Genomic DNA, 19,761 nt, shown 5'->3' on the forward strand with positions numbered 1-19,761 from the left:
GAACCCAAATTAAAGCATGAAGTGGAAGAAATCCTGCAACGACTGGGGTTGACCGCTTCGGATGCAATTGACCTGTTCTACCGGCAGATTCGTCAGAACAAAGGAATTCCTTTTCAGGTGAAAATTCCTAACGCAACAACCAGAAAAACCATGCAGGAAACCGATGAAGGCAAAAACCTGGTTTTGTGTGATAGTGCTGATGATTTGTTTACCGACTTATTATCGGAACCAAAAACAAAAAAGCAAAACCTGAAAAGATTTGCAGGCTAAATTGATCAGGCCGATCTGGCTTTGATGCAACAGACAATTGCAAATGGGTGCGAAAAAATTGAATAAATCATACAAAAATTGAAAAATAAGGTAAATCATAATACTATGGAACAATTAATAAATCGAATTACAATTGACCCTGATATTTGCCACGGGAAACCGATAATCAGGGGAATGAGATACCCAGTTGAAAATATGCTCGAATTGCTGGCTTCGGGAATGACCATTGAAGAATTGCTGGAAGACTATCCTGATTTGGAAAGGGATGATTTTCTGGCATGCATTGCTTACGCAGCAAAACTTTCGCAGGTAAAAAGTATTTACACCCTGGCTTCATGAAATTTTTAATTGACGCTCAGTTGCCTAAAAGCCTGTCCGAATTTTTTACCCGGAAAGGATTTGATTCAATGCATACACTGGATTTGCCTAAGAAAAACAGGACAAGTGATACTGAGATAATTCAACTTGTTACTGACGAAAATCGTATTGTTGTAACTAAAGATGTTGATTTTTTAAATTCTCACATGATCTCCAGATTACCAGAAAAATTAATCATGGTTAAAACAGGAAATATCTCAAACAGACAACTCATCGAGATTTTTGATAGAAACCTTGATTTAATAACCGGATTGATAAAGTATAGCAACTTAGTTGAAGTAAATCAGCATTACGTTGCCGGAAGTAAATAGTGACATTAAACAACTCAAAAACAATGACATAACAACACTAAAATAAATAATAAAAAGCGTTAGCTTTTATTCTTGCTTTAGAAAATCGCCAATTTTCAAACGAGAACAAGACTTAAAAGTAACACGCTCACGCCACAGGCGTGGGCTGTTTCTATTTGTTCTCGTGGGTGTTTGGCGATACCTCTAAGGCGGATAGGTTACAGTTCCCACGCTTTTTTTGTGAGACTATGATTTTGTGAGCTTCTGGGCGAAACGAAATCATCAAGTCGAACAAATCCCGAGAGCGTAGCGATTCGGGATCCAATTCACTAAATGCCTTTCGGGGGCTGGGGGCAAACATTAAAACCTATTTTTTTATGAAAAAATTTACTCTGCTCTCCGGGTTGCTGATTCTTGCAACCCTTGTCCTCGCACAGGCGCCGCAAGCCTTTAAATACCAGGCGGTAGCGCGAAATTCCAGCGGTGAACCGCTGGAAAATCAGGCAATCTCGGTACAGATTTCCATCCTTGCCGGAAATCCTTCCGGAATGGTGGTTTACAGCGAAAGACATCTGTCAGCCACTAACAGCCTTGGTCTATTCGACCTTGAAATCGGCAACCCGGATGAGGTTGTATCGGGAACTTTTGCAGAAATTAACTGGGCCGCTGATTCTTATTTCCTGAAACTGGAGTTGGATGAAACCGGTGGTTTAAATTACCAGTTAATGGGGGTTTCACAACTGCTTTCGGTACCTTATGCCCTGTTTTCGGAAAATACCGCAAACAATGACGATGCCGATGCCGACCCGGCCAACGAGTTGCAAACCATAACCAAAGACGGGCAAACCGTAATGCTTTCCAATGGCGGCGGTTCTTTTATTGATGAAACCGAAGATGCCGATGCCGACCCAACAAACGAATTGCAAAACCTGACTCAAAACGGACTTGAAGTTGCTCTTTCGCAAGGTGGCGGAACCGTTTCGGTTGCCGACAACGACAATGAACCTGCCAACGAACTCCAACAGGTAACAAGAGTTGGAAATGAGGTAACCTTATCGCAAAACGGCGGAACTTTTACTGTCGATGATGCCGATGCCAATCCCACCAACGAACTCCAAAGCCTGGCCAACACCAAAAACGGTAACCTGGTATCGCTCGAAATAACAGGCGGGACGGGTACAACCCTCGATGTTTCAGATGATGATTCCGATCCGGTAAACGAATTGCAAACCCTTACCCATAATGGGTTGGAAGTAACTTTATCGCAGGGCGGCGGAACCATTAATGTGGCTGATAACGACAATGATGCTGCCAATGAACTTCAGCAAGTGAGCAGGGTCGGAAGTGATGTAACACTTTCCATAAACGGCGGTTCCTTTTCAGTTAATGATGCCGATGCCAACCCAGCTAACGAATTACAGTCGATATCCAAGGCAGGCAACATTATATCGCTTTCCCAGAACGGAGGATCGGTTATTGATGACAACACCACTTATCAGGCCGGTTCCGGACTGACTCTCAATGGTACTACCTTTAATTCTGTCTGGACAGAGAACAGTGGTAATATATCAAACAACAACAGTGGGAAAGTTGGTATTGGAACCACCGATCCTGCTCCATCTGCTGTTCTTGAAGTTTCAAGCACCACCAACGGGGTGCTGCTGCCTCGTTTAACTTATGATCAGCAAAATGCAATTGCAAATCCTGCTGAAGGACTTATGATATTTTGCCTTGATTGCGGAAACAATGGATCTTTAAGTGTGTATTCTAATGGTGCCTGGAGGACTTTTACTGAATGTGATGTACCTGAAACTATGCCAATGCAGAATACAGTTACTCCTGGGAAGGTCATTTGGAAATGGGAGGCAGTTCCGGGGGCTTCCGGTTACCGGTGGGGCATATCAACGAACTATGGAGCAACATTTGATATGGGAATGGAAACATCAAAAACTGAGGCAGGAATTGAATGTGACACCAATTATATTCGATATGTATGGGTTTACAATAACTGTGGTTTATCTGAAAAAACCATTTTGTCCCAGACAATTTCAGGTAATTTTCCTTTATCACCTGCGGAAGGAATTCACGATCCGGCACAAACCTCTATTGTCTGGAACTGGGATACTGTTAACGATGCAACCGGATATAAATGGAACACTATAGATGACTTTGAAACTGCGATTGATTTGGGTATCAACAATACAAATACAGAAACAGGACTTAACGCAGGAACATTCTATGTAAGATATGTCTGGGCTTATAATGGCTGTGGTACCTCTGAGGCAACCGCAATTTCAAGTCAAACACTAACTTTTGCAATCGGTCAAAATTATGGTGGTGGAATAATTTTCTATCTCGATGAGACTCAATTTCACGGCTTAGTGGCTGCTAATACTGATCAAAGCAGTGGAATTTCATGGGGATGTAACAATACAAATATTCCTGGTACTTCAACTGATATTGGTAAAGGAGATGAAAACACAATATTAATAGTAAGTGGATGCATCGAAAATGGCGCAGCTCGTCTCTGTAATGATTTGGAGTTAAATGGATACAGCGACTGGTTTCTACCTTCAAAAGACGAACTCAACCAAATGTACATTCAAAGGTTAGTTATTGGAGGTTTTAATGTTTCAGCGCAATCTGGTTATTGGAGTTCTTCTCAATATGGTTCACAATCAAACGCTGCATGGATGCAATATTTTAATACTGGAACTCAGTCCGGTGCATATTCTAAGTCGAATTTAACCAGTGTACGTGCAATTCGTGCATTTTAGCTTTTTAAAATTAGCTTATGATTTACAACGCTATCAAAATGAAAAAATTGACCTATATTTTATTTGTTCTACATTTTTCTTATTTATCATTAAGTATTAACGCACAGCAGGTAATCGCCACTGCCGGCGGCTATTACGAAAGCGATAACATCTCCTTAAACTGGACTTTGGGCGAGTCTGTCACAGAAACATTTTCGGGTGGCGGAGTTATCTTAACCCAGGGTTTCCAGCAACCGTACAATTTTTACATTGCGCAGTTGCTCAACATTCCTGCCGGCTGGAGCGGGATTTCAAGCTATGTTGAGCCGGTGAACAAGAGCGTGGAGGGCATGTTTGCACCTTATGCTAATGAGTTTATTATTCTATCCACAATGAACGGGTTTTATTATCCGGCCGGAGGCGTCAACACCATTGGCACCTGGAGCAATGCCACCGGTTACCAGATCAAAACCGGCGCTGCCATCGAAATGGAAATGGTAGGGAAGAAACTCAGCAATCACACCATCCAGATCGAAGGCGGCTGGAACCTTATTCCTGTGCTGTCTTCCTGCGATGTGGCCACGGATCAACTGTTTGCCGGCCTTAGCGGTTTTCAGATCATCAAGGAGGTAGCCGGGGTTGGGTTGTACTGGCCACAGCATGGCATCAATACCTTGCCGGCACTGCAACCGGGAAAAGCTTACTGGGTCGCTTCCGGCAATGCGGGATCGGTGGAGTTTCCGGCTTGTGCAGGAAATGCCAAAGCAGGAACGCCGTCAATAAAACCGGAAAACCGTTCTCCCTGGAATGATCTCAGCTACACGGCTGTTTCCCACGCCATTGCCATTCCGGCAGGCGCACTCGTAAACAGTGGGATCAGTCAGGGTGATATCATTGGTGTTTTCACCACCGATGGAATTTGCGCCGGAAGGGCAGATGTAATGGAAATCAACTCCGGCATTGCCCTAACCGCTTTTGCCAATGATGAAACAACAGCGGCAAAAGACGGATTTGATGCAGGCGAGCCCCTTCAGTTTAAGCTGTGGAGCATTGCGGAAGAAAAAGAAATCCAGTTGCTCCCTACCTTTGATCAAAGTTTACCCAATGCAGATGGCGCTTTTGCAGCACACGGGCTTTCAGCTATCACTGGTTTCAAGGCCTCCACAGGCGTTACGTCTCAGGAATTAGCACAATCCGTTCAGATTTATCCCAATCCATCCGCAGGTGTTGTCAACATCACAGGAATTTCGGATGGCGCTGAGATTGCCGTTTCGGATGCCAGAGGACGGGTTGTTATCAACACGCATCACAGCTCATCAGGCGTTGCCTGCATTGATCTTTCAAGTGTACCGGCCGGTGTTTATCTGGTAAAAATCCAACAGAACGGAAACACGATCTTCAGAAAACTCATTCTGCAATAATTGAGGACTATTGCCGCTTTTTAGCCCCGGACCGTCGCAAGGCGGTTTCGGGGTTTTTTCATTCTTTGGTTGGTTTGGGCTTCTTTGGGAAATTTTAGTCCACAACATTCTAATCACCTTAATTCTATGTATCTTTGCCACAAAAGATAATTGGATAAAAATCATGCAAGCAATCCGGCAAATAGTAGAAGTCACAGGCCAAACTTTGGAAATCACTTTACCTGATGATTTCAATGAAAAACAGGTGGAGGTAATTATTTTGCCTGTGGTAAAGATTGAATCTTTAGGAAAGGAGTTCTCCCACCTCAGAGGAACATTGAATCTGACAGAGGAACAATACAATGAATTTCAGGCAAACGTCAATGAATCTCGTGAAAAATGGGAAAGTCGTATTTGATTGACACCAATGCTGTGATTGATTATTTGAATAATAATCTTCCGCCACAGGCTAATCAATTGATTGATAGTTTTCAACCAAAGATTTCGATAATTTCCAGGTTAGAACTCCTTAGCTGGCATGGTGCAAATGAAAAACAACTTGAAGTACTTGCGGAGTTCATCAATTCATCAATGGTTTTTTTGTTAGAGGAAACCGTCATCCTCAAAACCATCGAAATCAGAAAAACATTCAGGTTAAAATTGCCAGATGCCATTATTGCCGCAACAGCGTTGGTTAATGAACTCATTCTACTAACCCGAAACACAAAAGACTTCAAGGATATTTCAGCGCTTGAAATTGTTAATCCCCATGAGATTTTGGCAAACTCAAAAAGACTTGAATGATGCTGGTTTAAGTTGTACCTTTGCAGAAAAATTAAGCATATGAATACGCATACATTTCAAACAAAATTGGAGAGCAATGTAATACAGCTTTTCGATATTGGTAATTTAATTGGAAAGGAAGTGATCATCTCCATAATTGAGATTCCCAAGCAAGCAAAAGTGAAGAAAAAAGGCAGATGGAATTTTCTGGGCGCTGTTAATCTAAACAATCAATTGGATAGTATTAACGTCAGAGATTTTGCCTATGAATAGCATACTAACCGATACAAATGTTCTGATTTACGCTTTTGATAAATCTTCTGTATTTCACCAAAAGGCAGTTGAACTATTAATGGGTGAAGACAATAACCTGTTTGTTACCACAAAAAATATTTCGGAGTTCTTTGCTGTTTGTTCCAAACTTAATTTTGACCTAAGTAATACACTTGGGTTTTATGCAGACATCAAAGAGAATTTTGAAATTCTGAAACCCTCTGAAAACAGCTTACAAATTTTTGAATCCTTAATAAGGAAGTACAATCCGCGGGGAAACAGAGTTTATGATATCGAGATTGTTTCGTTAATGCTGGCAAATGGCCTAAAAACAGTTGCAACTGCTAACATTGATGACTTCAGCAATGTTGACGAAATCGAAGTGATTGAGATTAAAAAATAATTGCTTTTTCCAGAAAACACCTAAATATGAAATTGAAAAAGTCATGTTACTCAAAAAAAACTATTTCGAATCTAAAGCAAGAAAGTGATGACAGATTATAGAGGGATAACAAATTTTGATGAGCTCATTGAAAGGGAGCATGGCAAAATCGGCGTCGACAGCCGTAATGAATACGAAGAAAATGCAGCCCTGTTCATCGTTGGTGAAATGTTGAAAGAAGCACGGCTTGAATCGCAACTAACACAAGAACAATTGGCCGACAAGGCGGGAATAAAAAAAAGCTACATTTCAAATATCGAGAATGCCCGAGGAAATATTCAATTGGGAACGCTAATTCGAATTTTTGAAAAAGGCTGAACAAGAAAATCGGTATTACTTTCATGTAAATCAAGACAAGTAAAGAATCTTAGTTCATTTCAGTAAATAAAAGCAGGCTATTTGTTGGGTGTCTTTTGAAGTACACGTTTGTCATAAACCGCCCAAAGACTATAGTCATCCAGGACACTCTCTTCAAAGATAAACCTCCTCATTGCTGCAAACGATTTGGGTATTCGTCCCATTCCTCTGCGGAAAATGAAGTAGTTCTGCCTTTCTCAAGGTTATCTAAAACCCGGGAAATTCCTTTCAAATTCCTCTCCCCTACCTCAGCACCGTCACCTTTGAGGTTTTCCAGCCGCTTTCGTCCAGCACTTTGATCAGGTAAATACCATTTTGAAGGATGGCAACGCTCAACTGAAAACAATCCGAATGACTTTGCTTTTCCCTGATCAGGACTTTGCCGTACAGGTCATAAATAGTAACCTCAGCAATGGGTGTGGCTGAAGTGATGGTGATCAGATCAATGTTTACCGGATTGGGATAGATATTCAGACTGTTGGAATGGACTTTGGCAATGCCGATGGCGCTGTCCACCTTGATATAATTTTCGTAAATTACCGAATCTATGCCGTAGGCATTCTCAACTACCAGTTTCACGTCAAATTCTCCCAGATCAGGATAAATTACTGTAGGAAATTGTGCTGAAGAGGTGGATGGGTTACCCCCTTCGAAATGCCAAAGCCAGGACGTTGGACTGTTGGTGGAAAGATCAGTAAAATAGACGGTTTCGCCTATGTTTACTTCGGTTTGGTCGGCCGTGAAACCGGCTACAGGTGGCAGCCCGACAAAGCTGCAACTGACAATGGCTTTCCAACCTGCTTTTGTAACCGAGTTATCGGATTGAAAACGGAAGGTAAGCGCTCCCTGTGCATTAGAAGCTTCGATAGTTCCGGGCGAGTTGGTTCCGCAATACGTGCCGATAAGTGGCGATGAAGTGCTCGTTCCATCATAAATTTTCAGCCAGTCGTAATTGCAGGAGGATTGGTATTCGACATCAAACGATACAAACTGGACAATGATGTTGGCCCCGGTAGTCTCGGGTTTAATGGTCATGATATAATTTTCGTTGTCATCATAGTTGCCGGTCTCGCCGCCGGAATCATAAAAATTACCCGAGCAAATGGTGATGGTCTGGTTGTTCATCAGGAATTCGGCATTCACTGTGATAAAATCCTGTTTTGTGATTGTATTCTGATTGCCGTTGCTGTCAGTCACCGTCAGCGTTACCGGGAATGAACCTGCAGCGGAATAAACGATATTTTGAGGGTTTTGGGATTGCGAAGTGGCAGGAGCCCCGCCGGGGAACTGCCATTGCCAGCTTGTCGGGGCGCCATAGGATTCATCCTGGAAATTTACCGCACTGCCAACCGAAATGATGTTGGACGATGCTGAAAAATCAGCAGCCAGCTCGCCGGCATCCATCTGTACATCTACGCTGACTGTGTTGTAACGGGTAACCACAACATCCTGAACTGTCACCGGGTAATGTCCCGGAGCGGTGAAGGTCAGGTCATAGGTCCCGGCTTCGAGCAACCGCTGGTAGAACCCGGTTTGAGGATCGGTAAATACGAAGGAATTATCGAAATCATGACCTACAATTGTAACTTTTGCATTCAATGGCAATCCTGTTGTGTTATTGGTAACAATGCCATTGATTCCATAGGTGCTCTGCTCAATATAGTTAAGTAAAGAACGAAAATTCCAGTTCCAGTGTGAAGGCAATTGGGAAGGTGGAAGTAATTTCGTGTCCGAAATCTCCATGGTTAACTCCCGGCAATTGTGAAAATAATTCATGTAATCCTGTCTTCCGCCGCTGATGGAGTACCAGGCATAACCGTTCGTAATCCCGTTGTCGAACTCGTTCATGTAATTGGCAGGCGAATAAAGGTGCACGGTATCGACGTACTGGCGGCAAACATAAATCCACCAGTCATCATCAGCGTGTAAGGTGGGCCATGTATCCCAGGGATAATTCAGCACCTCCTCGCCACCATGGGTATTGCCCGACATCACGAAATGATTATCTTCGGCCAGTTGCATGAAAGCAATCGTCTCAGGTTGCCATGCGTTGCCATCGGGATGGGGTCCGTCTTCGGGGTCTGGATAATTGCGGTTTAAATCAATATCATTGGCATTGTATCGCTGAGCTCCATTCACTGTATTATTTCCGCCGTGATAAGTTCCATCTGGATTGGAAGCCGGGTTAATCCATATCTCGGCATTGTCGAGTAAGTAGGTGACTTTTGGGTCGGTGCCGTAATTTTCGAGCAAATAATCGATCAACCGCAACAACAGTATATAACCGGTTGTTTCATCGCCATGAATAGTGCCGGTGTAAAGAAACTGAGGTTCCGCTTCCCTTGTGCTGACATTTTTCGAAATTTTAGCCATCATCAATTGCCTACCCTGCACTGACTGACCAATGCTGAAGACTTCGCATAAAGCAGGGTAATCTGTTGCATACTGGTTCATCATATCCAGATACGCCGTGTAAGTCGGGTAAAAATCCCATTCGGTAATTTCTCGGATATTCACCTCGTCGAGCATTTTCGGGTTTTTGATCAATTCGCCGGGCTTGGGTAAAAGTTCATACGCAAGCTCCTCTTTCAAAAAGCCTGCAAATTCACTTTTGTTGGCATAGGCAAAAACAGTTTTACCTTTCACCTGATCAATTGAAATTATTCTCGATAGTGTTACCAAATCAGCACTTTCAGCATCGAACCGGAAATAAATTTCGCCTCTTGATCCGAAAATCTCATCAATAGTTTGTGAGATTTCCTGCTGTTGTGTGAAAGCCTGTTGCAGTAAAAACAAGCAAAGTAGTGCAGTTAGTAGAGATTTAAAATACATGAGAGAAAAAGTTTGAATTATTTGTTGGATGAAAATTCGTTGATTAGTTGTTGAAGTTGAAAATAGATGGCCTTGTTTACTTTAACCACCGGCAGTCTGAGGCTGTTTTCGCAGAGTCCCATGATCTGCAGGGCTGCTTTTACTCCCCCTGGACTTCCGTCTTCAAAAAGCTTTTCGATAAAGGGCAGCAGCGCGTAATGAATTTTCTGAGCATCTGCAAATTTGTGTGCCAGGCAAAGGTTCACCATCTTTGAGAACTCGGAAGGAAAAGCATTGGCAACAACAGAGATAACTCCTTCAGCGCCAAGCGCCATGAGGGGAAGCGTTAATGCGTCGTCCCCGGAAATTACTGTGAAATCCTCAGGTTTACCGCGAAGTATTTCCATTATCTGGGAAAAGTTACCCGAGGCTTCTTTAATAGCAACAATATTATCCACCTCTTTAGCAAGTTGCACGGTGGTTTCGGCTTTCATATTGGTTCCCGTGCGACCCGGAACATTGTAAAGAATGATCGGAACCGGACAAACGCTGGCAATGGTAGTATAATGATAAAAGATTCCCTTCTGCTGGGGCTTGTTGTAATAGGGGCAAACGGAAAGAATTCCGTCAATCCCATCAAACGACATATTTTTGATCCTGTTCACGATTTCCTGTGTATTGTTTCCGCCAACACCGATAACAACCGGTAACCGTTTATTGCAGGTCTCAATCACAAATTCAATCACGGCGTTCCGCTCGTCATCCGACATGGTGGACGATTCGCCTGTAGTTCCCAGTACAACCAAATAGTTCACACCACCACCGATAACATGCTCAACCATCTTCTCAAGTGAAGTAAAATCAATTGTTCCGTATTTGTGAAACGGCGTCACCAGCGCTACTCCCGTACCTTTAAACTTGTGCTCCATATTTATTTGGTATTGATTGTTCGAAGATAGTTAACCACCGTTTCAAAAAAGGTTTTGTTGCTCATTTCTTCGGGTTTTTTGATCATAAAATCAAAAACATCAATCATGTTTTCCCTGAATCGTCCTGTTTTGAAGTTGGCATGTGAGCAACCTGAGATGTAATCGAGAGAGAGGTAGTCCACCGGACTCAGGTCAACCAAAAGATCAAATTCTTCATTTATAAACCGTTCGACGATTGGCTTTTTGCAAATCCCCAAAAAATTGAGTTCTTTTTTTGTAAAAATATCCATCTTAAGCTTGGCCAGGTAGTAATTCGGAATCACTTTATCAGGGATAAAACCAATGATTTTCACATCCTTTCCTGCCTGGATCAATTTGGACGAAATTGAATTGATATACTGGTATTCCTCCTCGCTTTCGAGCGAAAAAATGATCCCGATGCTGCTTGCCTGCGCAAGATTGACCACCTTTTTTGTCCTGGTAAATGTCTTTAATTCCCTTTGGATAAGGAAACGGATGATGTATGATCGGATAAAATGAAGCATCAGAAAATTGAATTCCAAAATGAACCTCAAAAGTATAAAACTATTTTGAGTGGGAGTTAAATTTTTCATTCTAAGAGGTGAAGCAAGTCTGGAAACCAATGACGAAAAAAATGGCCGGGCAGGCAGGATAGGACAGAAGAAAAGTATGGAAAAAAATGGTTATTTTTACGGAAAAAATTTCGCTATGAAAATCTTACCTGTTGAGCTGATAAGAGAAGCAGATGCCTATACCATTAAAAACGAGCCCATTGCATCCATTGACCTGATGGAACGGGCAGCAACACAATGTTACAAATGGATCAGGAAAAGGGTTGACCGGGCAAAGATGATCAATATTTTTTGCGGACCGGGAAATAACGGAGGCGACGGGCTGGTGGTTGCCAGGCTCTTAACCAGAAATGGTTTTAAAGTTAAAACCTTTATCCTGTTGTTTTCAGAAAAATTTTCTGACGACTTTGCAATCAACCTTCAAAGGCTCGAAAGCGCTGGAGAAACTGAAATAATTAAGTTAAAAGAGCATGAGGCTTTACCTGAAATCATGGCCGGGAGTATGGTGATTGATGCCATTTTCGGATCGGGATTGTCGAAACCGGTCACGGGTTTCCCGGCAAAAGTGATTCAGCACATCAACCGTAGCTTAGTTACAACCATCTCCATTGATATCCCATCCGGACTTTTTACCGATAATCATTCTGCAACTAATGGCGGAGCAATCATTGAAGCTGATTTCACGCTGACTTTTCAATTCCCGAAACTATCCTTTTTATTTCCTGAAAATGAACAGTTTGTTGGAAAATGGCATGTATTGCCGATCGGCCTGTCAGAAGAATTTACTGAAAAATTGGCGCTGAACAATTTTACTGTTGATCGGGAAGATGCAATTTCGAGGTTGAGAACCCGCAGCCGTGTTGCGCATAAAGGGCATTTTGGACATGCTCTCTTTATAGCCGGCGGATACGGAAAAATGGGCGCTGCAGTGCTGGGGGCCAAAGCAGTTCTGAGGGCTGGCGCCGGTTTGGTTACCGCTCATATACCAAAATCAGGCTATTCCATCTTACAAACTTCTGCACCCGAAGCCATGGTGAGCATTGATGAAAATGAGCTACATTTCAGCAAGCATCCTGATCTTTCTCCATACAATGCAATTGGATTAGGCCCCGGATTGGGTGTTGCAAAAGAAACACAACAGGCTGTGAAATTGCTCATTCAGAATACAGGGGTTCCATTGCTTCTTGATGCGGATGCTTTAAATATCCTTGCTGAAAACAAAACCTGGATTTCATTTTTACCTCAAAAAAGTATATTAACACCCCATCCAAAAGAATTTGAGCGCCTGTTCGGGAAAACCCACAACGAATTTGAACGCAATAAGCAGCAGCGAGAATTTTCGGTTTTGCATCATGTTTATATTGTGCTTAAAGGCGCCAACACCTGCATTTCTACCCCGGAGGGAAAATGTTTTTTCAACACCACCGGCAACCCGGGGATGGCCACAGGTGGCAGTGGTGATGTGCTGACAGGAATTATTCTTGGGCTGCTGGCGCAGAATTATCACCCTCAGCAAGCTTGTATACTCGGTGTTTACCTGCATGGCCTTGCCGGCGACATGGCAGCAAGGAAATACTCCCGGGAAGCCATGATCGCAGGTGATATCATTGGATCATTGGGAAAATCATTTTTAAAGCTGAGGAAGTTTTAATCGGCTGATTAAACAATGGTAATTAGACTTAATATTTCTATTGATGAATTTTCATTTCAGGTAATCATTCACAGCTTTTGAAATGCCTTTCTTTACCTGGCTCCATGTTTGACCTTTTAAACTCACCGGTGCCTCACTATCTTCAGCTTCACTAAAGTAAGTTATGGCATGCGGAATGCTAATAGCAAGCATCTGGTTTGGAAATTTCTGTTTGTGCCAATCCATGAGTTGTTGCAAAGGGAAATGTTTCAGCAATTCGAACAATTCCAAAAATCCTTTTTATTAGCTCTACCTAAGATAGCCTGGATTTTCATCGCTGAAATATCACCTATGCTGCATAATCTGATACCATCTTCAACTTCAACAGGTGAAATATTTCCATGAGGAAAATGAACAAAATCCACCTTTACATTTCCAATGAAACAAAAAATCCCAACACTTGAATGTACAACTCTAAGATTGAACTTTTCTCCGAATACTGGCTCCAACTTTTGTACGATGAATTGTTGGTCAAATTTCTCATGAGAAAATAAATCAAGATCAATAGAAGTACGATGGCCAAAACGCAGTGAAAGTGCGGTACCTCCGACCAGATAAAACTGCTTAAGTGATGGTAATTCCATCAGCTTCTTTAATAAGGAAAAAGTGTTGGGGTCAATTGCCTTTGCTTGTAACATCTAAATTCACTTATTGGTAAATCAAATAAGGCGCTTACAAATTGAAGGGTATGTTCAGACAGAAACTTTGCATTCATTAAAACTTTTGTAACTTTCAAGTCTCCATAATATCGGCGACATGTACGAATGTCCTCCACATCACCACGATCAAAAACCCGCTCAATCACAAAATTGGCTCTTTTATCAACATCTAAGTTGTCAAAATTGATGTCCCAAAAAATACGCTTGTCAAATTGTGGTTTTGAGAGTTTTTCCATGGTGCAAAATTACTAATCCTGATTGAAATAACCCCCGGCCGACTAAAAATTATTACTAATCGCTTACCTTCCAGGGCCTATTTACGTATCTTCGCCGCTCAAAAAAAATTAAGTTCACATGAACAGCACTGATCAATTCAAAGTACTTGCCGAACAATTTGGCGATTTCAGAATACTTCGTTACCAGGTTCCCGGCTTTGAGCAACTGCCATTGAAAAAGAAAGAGTTGCTGTATTACCTTTACGAGGCTGCCCTTGCCGGACGCGATATCATCTGGGATCAAAACTACCGGTACAATCTCTTAATTCGCCGAACGCTTGAGCAAATCGTAAACCATTACCAGGGTGACCGAAATTGCGGGAAATGGGAAAAATTCATGATTTATGTGAAACGGGTCTGGTTTTCCAACGGCATCCATCATCACAACTCAATGGATAAATTCGTACCGGAAATTTCAACCGGCTACTTCCGGGAACTGATCGGCTGTATCCCTTTTGAAGATTTTGCTGAATATTTTGTGAACCCGGATGAGTTCACCGAAAAAATCATCCCTCTAATTTTCGACCCACAAATCGATAGCAAAAGGGTGTCGCTGGAAAGTGGAGTTGATTTGATTACTGCTTCGGCCAACAATTTTTATGAAGGGTTGACTCAAACTGAAGTAGAGGCGTTTTACGCCAAAATGGTCATACCCGGAGAGCAGAAACCCATTTCTTATGGTCTGAATTCAAAATTGGTCAAAGAGAACGACAGCATAGTTGAAAAAGTTTGGGCAGTTGGTGGAATGTACACTCAAGCGATGGATCAAATTGTTGTCTGGCTTGAAAAAGCTTTATCAGTGGCTGAGTCGCCAACCCAGGAGGCCGCGTTGAAAAAACTGGTTGAATTCTATCAAACCGGCGACCTGAAGTTGTTCGATGAATATTGTATCCTGTGGTTAAATGATGTGGCATCGGATGTGGATGTGGTTAATGGTTTCATCGAAGTATACGGTGACCCGCTTGGGCGGAAGGCCACTTTTGAGTCGGTGGTTTCAATCCGTGACCCGGAAGCAACCCGACGCGCCAGAATCATTAGCGAGAATGCACAATGGTTCGAAGACAATTCTCCTATTCCGGTAGAATACAAAAAAGAAGTGGTGACCGGCATATCAGCGCGGGGCATTCATGTTGTTGTGGAATCAGGTGATTGTTCACCGGCCTCTCCTATTGGCATTAACCTGCCAAATGCTGACTGGATAAGGGCGGAACACGGATCGAAGTCGGTTTCGCTGATCAATATTATGTCCGCTTACAATGAAGCCTCCAAAGAATCAGGGGCACTCGAGGAGTTTTCCTGGTCGGAAAAGGAAGTGGAAATCGCCAGAAAATGGGGAAGCATTGCCACCGTTTTGCATGTTGACTTACATGAAATTATTGGGCATGGATCAGGAACGCTTAAAAAAGGTGTACCTTCCGACGCCCTGAAAAATTATGCCTCAACCATCGAGGAAGCGCGCGCCGACCTGTTTGCCCTTTATTTTGCCATTGACCCAAAACTTCTGGAACTTGGTCTGATGCCTGAACTTGAAGTGGGATACGCCGAATACAATTCATTCATCACCGGAGGATTAATGACTCAACTGGTTAGGGTTGAACCTGGCAAAAATATCGAAGAATCGCACATGCGCAACCGCCAATTGATCGCCGGATGGGTCTATGAAAAAGGTTTACCTGAAAATGTGATCGAGAAAAAAAACCGTGACGGAAAAACCTTTTTCGTGATCAACGATTATCAGAAACTCAGAGCATTGTTTGGACAATTATTATATGATATTCAACGTATTAAATCAGAAGGTGATCTGGTAGGCGCCAAACAACTGGTCGAAAATTATGGGGTAAAAGTTGATCCGGCACTTCATGATGAAGTGTTAAAAAGATGGAAGGAACTTAAGATTGCTACTTACTCGGGATTCATCAATCCAAAATTATCACCGGTTTACAAAAATGGTAAAATTGATGAAGTAAACATCAGTTATCCGTATTATTTCGATGAACAAATGCTCGAATATGCAGAAAATTACGTCTTTTTACCCCTCATAAACTAACCTTCCATTTGATTGTCCTTTTACCTGAAACCCTTTGCTCACGGACAATGGCAATGATAAACCAATAATTTGTTCTTTCATGTTACTTGTTAATTGTAAATGTTGTTCTATATTTGCACCCTCAAAATTTTAAGGTAATCTAATTTGAAGTAATTATTATTCAAAATCAATTTACACATGCAAAACAAAGGATTTATCAAGGGCATTGCCATTCTGTTTGCTCTGGTTTGTTTGTTTCACTTATCCTTTACCTTTGTTACATCAAGGGTTGAGAAGAAAGCAAGTGCATATGCACACAGTGCTGAAACAAATAGATTGGCCAGTGTTCTTACGGGGGGTGATGTGGCCAGGCAGCAATATGTTTACGACTCCATATCAAGAGCCAGAGAAACCTACTTCCTTGACTCCATGTCGGGTCAGGTAGTTTACAATATTCTGCTCAGAAAATATACCTTCAGGGAAGTAAAAGAACGCGAACTGAACCTGGGTCTCGACCTTAAAGGCGGGATGAACGTCACTCTTCAGGTTGCAGTTGCTGATATTATTGTTGCCTTATCAGGCAACAGCCAGAATCCGACTTTCCAGCAGGCCATCGAATTGGCAAAGTTGAAAGAAAGATCAAGTCAGGATGATTTCGTTACATTGTTTGGAGACGCTATTGAGGAGATTGATCCCAATTTCCAGCTGGCATCCATTTTCATGGCCGAATTCAAAGACCAGATCACGTTTAACTCAACCAATGCCGATGTTTTAAATGTGCTTAGCATTGAAACTGATCAGGCCATTGACCGCACCTTTAATATTCTTCGTTCACGTATTGACAGGTTTGGAGTAACACAACCCAACATTCAGCGCCTTCAAACTGCCGGCAGGATTTTGGTAGAGCTTCCGGGGATCAAGGAGCCGGAACGTGTCAGAAAATTGCTGCAGGGAACTGCCCAGTTGGAATTCTGGGAAACCTACACTTTTCCTGAAGTTTACACTTATTTTGAAACTGCTGACCAAAAACTGATCAGTGTGCTGAATTTGGCAGAAGTTGATACTGAAACCGATGAAACTTCAGAAACCAATGAAGCAGAAGCAGCTCAACCCACTTCGTCAGATACACTGGTCACTCCTGAAGACAATACTGACAGCATACAGGATACGTTGAGCTCAAAATTACTTGATGAAATTGGAGAAACAACTGCTGATCAGGAATCGAAATCAGTCGAAGAAATTGCCAAGACTAATCCATTGTTTGCTTATTTACGGCCAAACTTACAACAAACTGAAAGCGGGGGCTGGCAACCGGCCAACACTGCCACTGTTGGGTTTGCTGAAATCAAGGATACCGCCAGAATTAACGATTATCTGAGGAGAGTTGATGAAATTTTCCCGAGAAACCTCAAGCTTGCATGGAAGATAAAACCTGAAAAATGGGCGCCCGGACTACTTGAACTTGTTGCGCTGAAGGTTACATCACGCGATGGAACACCGCCACTTGACGGGGGTGTGATTGTTGACGCACGTCAGGATTTTGAACCCACCAGTGGAAGAGTTGAGGTTACCATGACCATGAACTCGGAAGGTGCAAGAATCTGGCGCAGGCTTACCGGTGACAATATTGGTCGACAGGTCGCCATTGTGCTTGATGATTATGTGTATTCAGCGCCCAATGTTAATGACGAAATCCCCAGCGGCCGCTCATCCATCACCGGAAATTTTGAAGTGGCAGAAGCTCAGGATTTGGCAAACATCCTCAAAGCCGGTAAACTTCCTGCACCCGCAAGAATTGTTGAAGAAGCTGTTGTTGGCCCTTCACTCGGGCAAGTTGCTGTTACCAATGGCCTCACCTCATTTATTATCGCATTTTTCCTCGTACTGATCTACATGATCCTTTACTATAACAGAGCCGGCTGGGTTGCTGACCTTGCATTGCTTGTCAATATCCTTTTCATTTTCGGGATACTTGCCTCATTGGGAGCTGTTCTTACACTGCCCGGTATTGCCGGTATCGTTCTTACACTCGGTATGGCTGTGGATGCCAACGTGATCATTTTTGAGCGCGTGAAAGAGGAGGTCAGGGCAGGTAAAGGGATGAAGTTAGCCATCAGCGATGGTTTTAAAAATGCTTATTCAGCCATCATCGACGGTAACGTTACCACTCTGCTTACAGCCATTGTACTCTATACGTTTGGAACCGGACCTGTCCAGGGTTTTGCGACTACGCTGATTATCGGTATTCTTTCATCATTGTTCACGGCAATTCTTATTTCAAGAATCATTTTTGATCATTTTCTGTCAAAAAACAAAGCAATTGCTTTTGGTAACAAAATTACAATCAACGCCTTATCGTCAGTAAATATTGACTTCCTTGGAATGAGAAAAAAAGCTTACATCTTATCCGCTGCGATCATAATTATTGGTCTGGCTTCCATAGCCATCAGAGGAGTAAACTATGGTGTGGATTTCTCAGGTGGTAGAACCTATGTGATTCGTTTTGATCAACCGGTGAATACCAATGAAATAAGAGCAGCGCTCGTTGCCCCCTTTGAGCAGCAACCTGAAGTAAAAACCTTTGGCCCAAGCTCCCAGGTAAAAATCACAACCAAATACAGAATTGACGACGATTCGCCGGCAGTTGACTCTATCATCCAGCGCAAGTTGTATGAGAGTCTTTCCGTTTTTTACACCGATAAAAACTTAACTTACCAGGATTTTGTTGCTGATACGGATCAGGAAAAACTCACGGGAATTTTAAGTTCACAAAAGGTAGGACCAACTATTGCCTCCGACATCAGGAACAGGGCTGTTATGGCCGTAATTTTTGCATTGATCGTGATCTTTATTTATATCGCCATAAGATTTAAGCGTTGGCAATTCGGGCTTTCCGGTGTACTTGCCTTATTCCACGACTCATTGATCACTATTAGTTTATTCTCCATTTTTTATAACGTTTTACCCTTCAATCTTGAGATCGATCAGGCATTTATTGCTGCGCTTCTCACTATCATTGGTTACTCCATCAACGATACTGTGATCGTTTTCGACAGGATCAGGGAATACGTTTTCCTGCACCCGAAAAAGACATTGTCAACAAACATCAACGATGGATTGAACAGTACCCTTGGAAGAACCCTTAATACGGCGGGAACTACCCTCGTGGTGTTATTGGCGATTTTCATCTTTGGCGGCGAGGTGATCCGTGGATTTACCTTTGCTCTGTTTATGGGTATTTTAGTTGGAACTTATTCTTCACTTTTTGTTGCAAGTCCTATTGCCTACGATATGTTGATGAACAAGAAAAAGAAAAAAGAATTAAAATAAGAGAGACTTCATCTCATTCAAAAATTTTCAGCCCCGGCTAAAGAATTGATTCTGGTCGGGGCTTTTATTTATCTTTGCGCCGCATAATCAGCCTAATCAAACTATTTTGATCTTAGCATTTTTCAATATCAGCGGTGGGGAATTGTTTATCATTGTCCTGGTGATTTTCCTCATTTTTGGACCGGACAAAATTCCTGAGATCGCCAGGTGGATGGGTAAAGGGATCAATCAAATCAAGCGTGCCACCAGCGAAATCAGAGACGAAATCGATCGCGAAACCGGGGACATCAGAAAAACAACCCAAAACATTAAACAGGAACTGAATGAGGAGTTCCGGCAATTAAATCCTGACGTTAATCCGGAAAAGTTTAAAAAAACGCCATCAGTTGCAACTGAAAAGGAAGAAATAAATGAAACGTACACCGACCCATACAATTTAGACCAGGTTCCGGACAAGCCTGATAAAAAAATTGATAACAGCATTGTGTAATGCCCCTGG

19 protein-coding genes and 1 pseudogene are annotated in these 19,761 nt (G+C 42.4%); 14 read left to right on the forward strand and 6 right to left on the reverse strand.

Annotated elements, in window-relative coordinates; translation table 11 throughout:
• The 10 genes and pseudogenes from IH598_11055 to IH598_11100 form a co-directional block, all read left to right on the forward strand.
• Positions 1–270: type II toxin-antitoxin system RelB/DinJ family antitoxin (locus IH598_11055; protein MBE0639048.1), on the forward strand; the 270-nt coding region annotated here is incomplete at its 5' end.
• A 105-nt stretch (positions 271–375) separates the two neighbouring features.
• Positions 376–609, forward strand: coding sequence for a DUF433 domain-containing protein (locus IH598_11060; GenBank protein MBE0639049.1), 234 nt, complete (start codon positions 376–378; stop codon positions 607–609).
• Complete coding sequence (locus IH598_11065; protein ID MBE0639050.1) at positions 606–959, forward strand: DUF5615 family PIN-like protein; 354 nt, start codon at positions 606–608, stop codon at positions 957–959. Before IH598_11060 ends, IH598_11065 begins: the two co-directional genes overlap by 4 nt.
• Before the next feature lie 356 nt (positions 960–1,315).
• Complete coding sequence (locus tag IH598_11070; GenBank protein ID MBE0639051.1) at positions 1,316–3,715, forward strand: DUF1566 domain-containing protein; 2,400 nt, start codon at positions 1,316–1,318, stop codon at positions 3,713–3,715.
• Positions 3,716–3,753: 38 nt separating this feature from the next.
• Entirely contained in the window at positions 3,754–5,115 is a 1,362-nt protein-coding gene (locus IH598_11075) for a T9SS type A sorting domain-containing protein (protein MBE0639052.1), read from the forward strand.
• Between the two features lie 163 nt (positions 5,116–5,278).
• Positions 5,279–5,512 (forward strand): hypothetical protein, encoded by a 234-nt coding sequence (locus IH598_11080; protein ID MBE0639053.1) that lies wholly within the window; start codon positions 5,279–5,281, stop codon positions 5,510–5,512.
• Positions 5,494–5,898 carry a type II toxin-antitoxin system VapC family toxin gene (locus IH598_11085; protein ID MBE0639054.1) on the forward strand — a complete coding sequence of 135 codons (405 nt, stop codon included), beginning with the start codon at positions 5,494–5,496 and terminating at the stop codon, positions 5,896–5,898. The genes IH598_11080 and IH598_11085 overlap by 19 nt, the downstream gene beginning before the upstream one ends.
• Before the next feature lie 39 nt (positions 5,899–5,937).
• Positions 5,938–6,150, forward strand: a complete 213-nt coding sequence (locus IH598_11090; GenBank protein MBE0639055.1) for a hypothetical protein — start codon at positions 5,938–5,940, stop codon at positions 6,148–6,150.
• Positions 6,143–6,553, forward strand: a complete 411-nt coding sequence (locus IH598_11095; protein MBE0639056.1) for a type II toxin-antitoxin system VapC family toxin — start codon at positions 6,143–6,145, stop codon at positions 6,551–6,553. The genes IH598_11090 and IH598_11095 overlap by 8 nt, the downstream gene beginning before the upstream one ends.
• A gap of 87 nt (positions 6,554–6,640) precedes the next feature.
• Positions 6,641–6,939: pseudogene (locus IH598_11100) on the forward strand (helix-turn-helix transcriptional regulator).
• Between the two features lie 253 nt (positions 6,940–7,192).
• Here IH598_11100 and IH598_11105 read toward each other — a convergent pair.
• The 3 genes from IH598_11105 to IH598_11115 are packed head-to-tail and all read right to left on the reverse strand — an operon-like array spanning position 7,193 to position 11,234.
• Entirely contained in the window at positions 7,193–9,781 is a 2,589-nt protein-coding gene (locus IH598_11105; protein ID MBE0639057.1) for a PKD domain-containing protein, read from the reverse strand.
• A gap of 17 nt (positions 9,782–9,798) precedes the next feature.
• The gene (locus tag IH598_11110; GenBank protein MBE0639058.1) at positions 9,799–10,689 is read right to left on the reverse strand and encodes a 4-hydroxy-tetrahydrodipicolinate synthase; all 891 of its coding nucleotides are present in this window, start codon (positions 10,687–10,689) and stop codon (positions 9,799–9,801) included.
• Positions 10,690–10,691: 2 nt separating this feature from the next.
• Positions 10,692–11,234: a hypothetical protein gene (locus IH598_11115; GenBank protein MBE0639059.1), complete on the reverse strand. Its 543-nt coding sequence runs from the start codon at positions 11,232–11,234 to the stop codon at positions 10,692–10,694.
• Between the two features lie 184 nt (positions 11,235–11,418).
• Between IH598_11115 and IH598_11120 the strand changes: the two genes are divergently transcribed.
• Positions 11,419–12,933 carry an NAD(P)H-hydrate dehydratase gene (locus IH598_11120; GenBank protein MBE0639060.1) on the forward strand — a complete coding sequence of 505 codons (1,515 nt, stop codon included), beginning with the start codon at positions 11,419–11,421 and terminating at the stop codon, positions 12,931–12,933.
• Positions 12,934–12,984: 51 nt separating this feature from the next.
• Here IH598_11120 and IH598_11125 read toward each other — a convergent pair whose 3' ends face one another.
• From IH598_11125 to IH598_11135, 3 genes are read right to left on the reverse strand one after another with little or no spacing between them, the layout of a single operon-like run.
• Entirely contained in the window at positions 12,985–13,203 is a 219-nt protein-coding gene (locus IH598_11125) for a hypothetical protein (GenBank protein MBE0639061.1), read from the reverse strand.
• Positions 13,182–13,610, reverse strand: coding sequence for a nucleotidyl transferase AbiEii/AbiGii toxin family protein (locus IH598_11130; protein ID MBE0639062.1), 429 nt, complete (start codon positions 13,608–13,610; stop codon positions 13,182–13,184). Before IH598_11130 ends, IH598_11125 begins: the two co-directional genes overlap by 22 nt.
• Positions 13,565–13,867 carry a hypothetical protein gene (locus IH598_11135; GenBank protein MBE0639063.1) on the reverse strand — a complete coding sequence of 101 codons (303 nt, stop codon included), beginning with the start codon at positions 13,865–13,867 and terminating at the stop codon, positions 13,565–13,567. Before IH598_11135 ends, IH598_11130 begins: the two co-directional genes overlap by 46 nt.
• A 118-nt stretch (positions 13,868–13,985) precedes the next feature.
• On the opposite strand from IH598_11135, the gene IH598_11140 reads away from it, so the two are divergent.
• The 3 genes from IH598_11140 to IH598_11150 all read left to right on the forward strand — a co-directional run bounded on the left by IH598_11140 (position 13,986) and on the right by IH598_11150 (position 19,752).
• A complete protein-coding gene (locus tag IH598_11140; GenBank protein ID MBE0639064.1) occupies positions 13,986–15,953 on the forward strand; it encodes a dihydrofolate reductase in 1,968 nt (655 codons plus the stop codon).
• A 177-nt stretch (positions 15,954–16,130) separates the two neighbouring features.
• Positions 16,131–19,262 (forward strand): protein translocase subunit SecDF, encoded by a 3,132-nt coding sequence (gene secDF, locus IH598_11145; protein MBE0639065.1) that lies wholly within the window; start codon positions 16,131–16,133, stop codon positions 19,260–19,262.
• A gap of 109 nt (positions 19,263–19,371) precedes the next feature.
• Complete coding sequence (locus IH598_11150; GenBank protein MBE0639066.1) at positions 19,372–19,752, forward strand: twin-arginine translocase TatA/TatE family subunit; 381 nt, start codon at positions 19,372–19,374, stop codon at positions 19,750–19,752.
• The last annotated feature ends 9 nt before the right edge of the window (positions 19,753–19,761 follow it).

The organism is Bacteroidales bacterium (assembly GCA_014860585.1).
GTDB lineage: Bacteria > Bacteroidota > Bacteroidia > Bacteroidales > 4484-276 > RZYY01.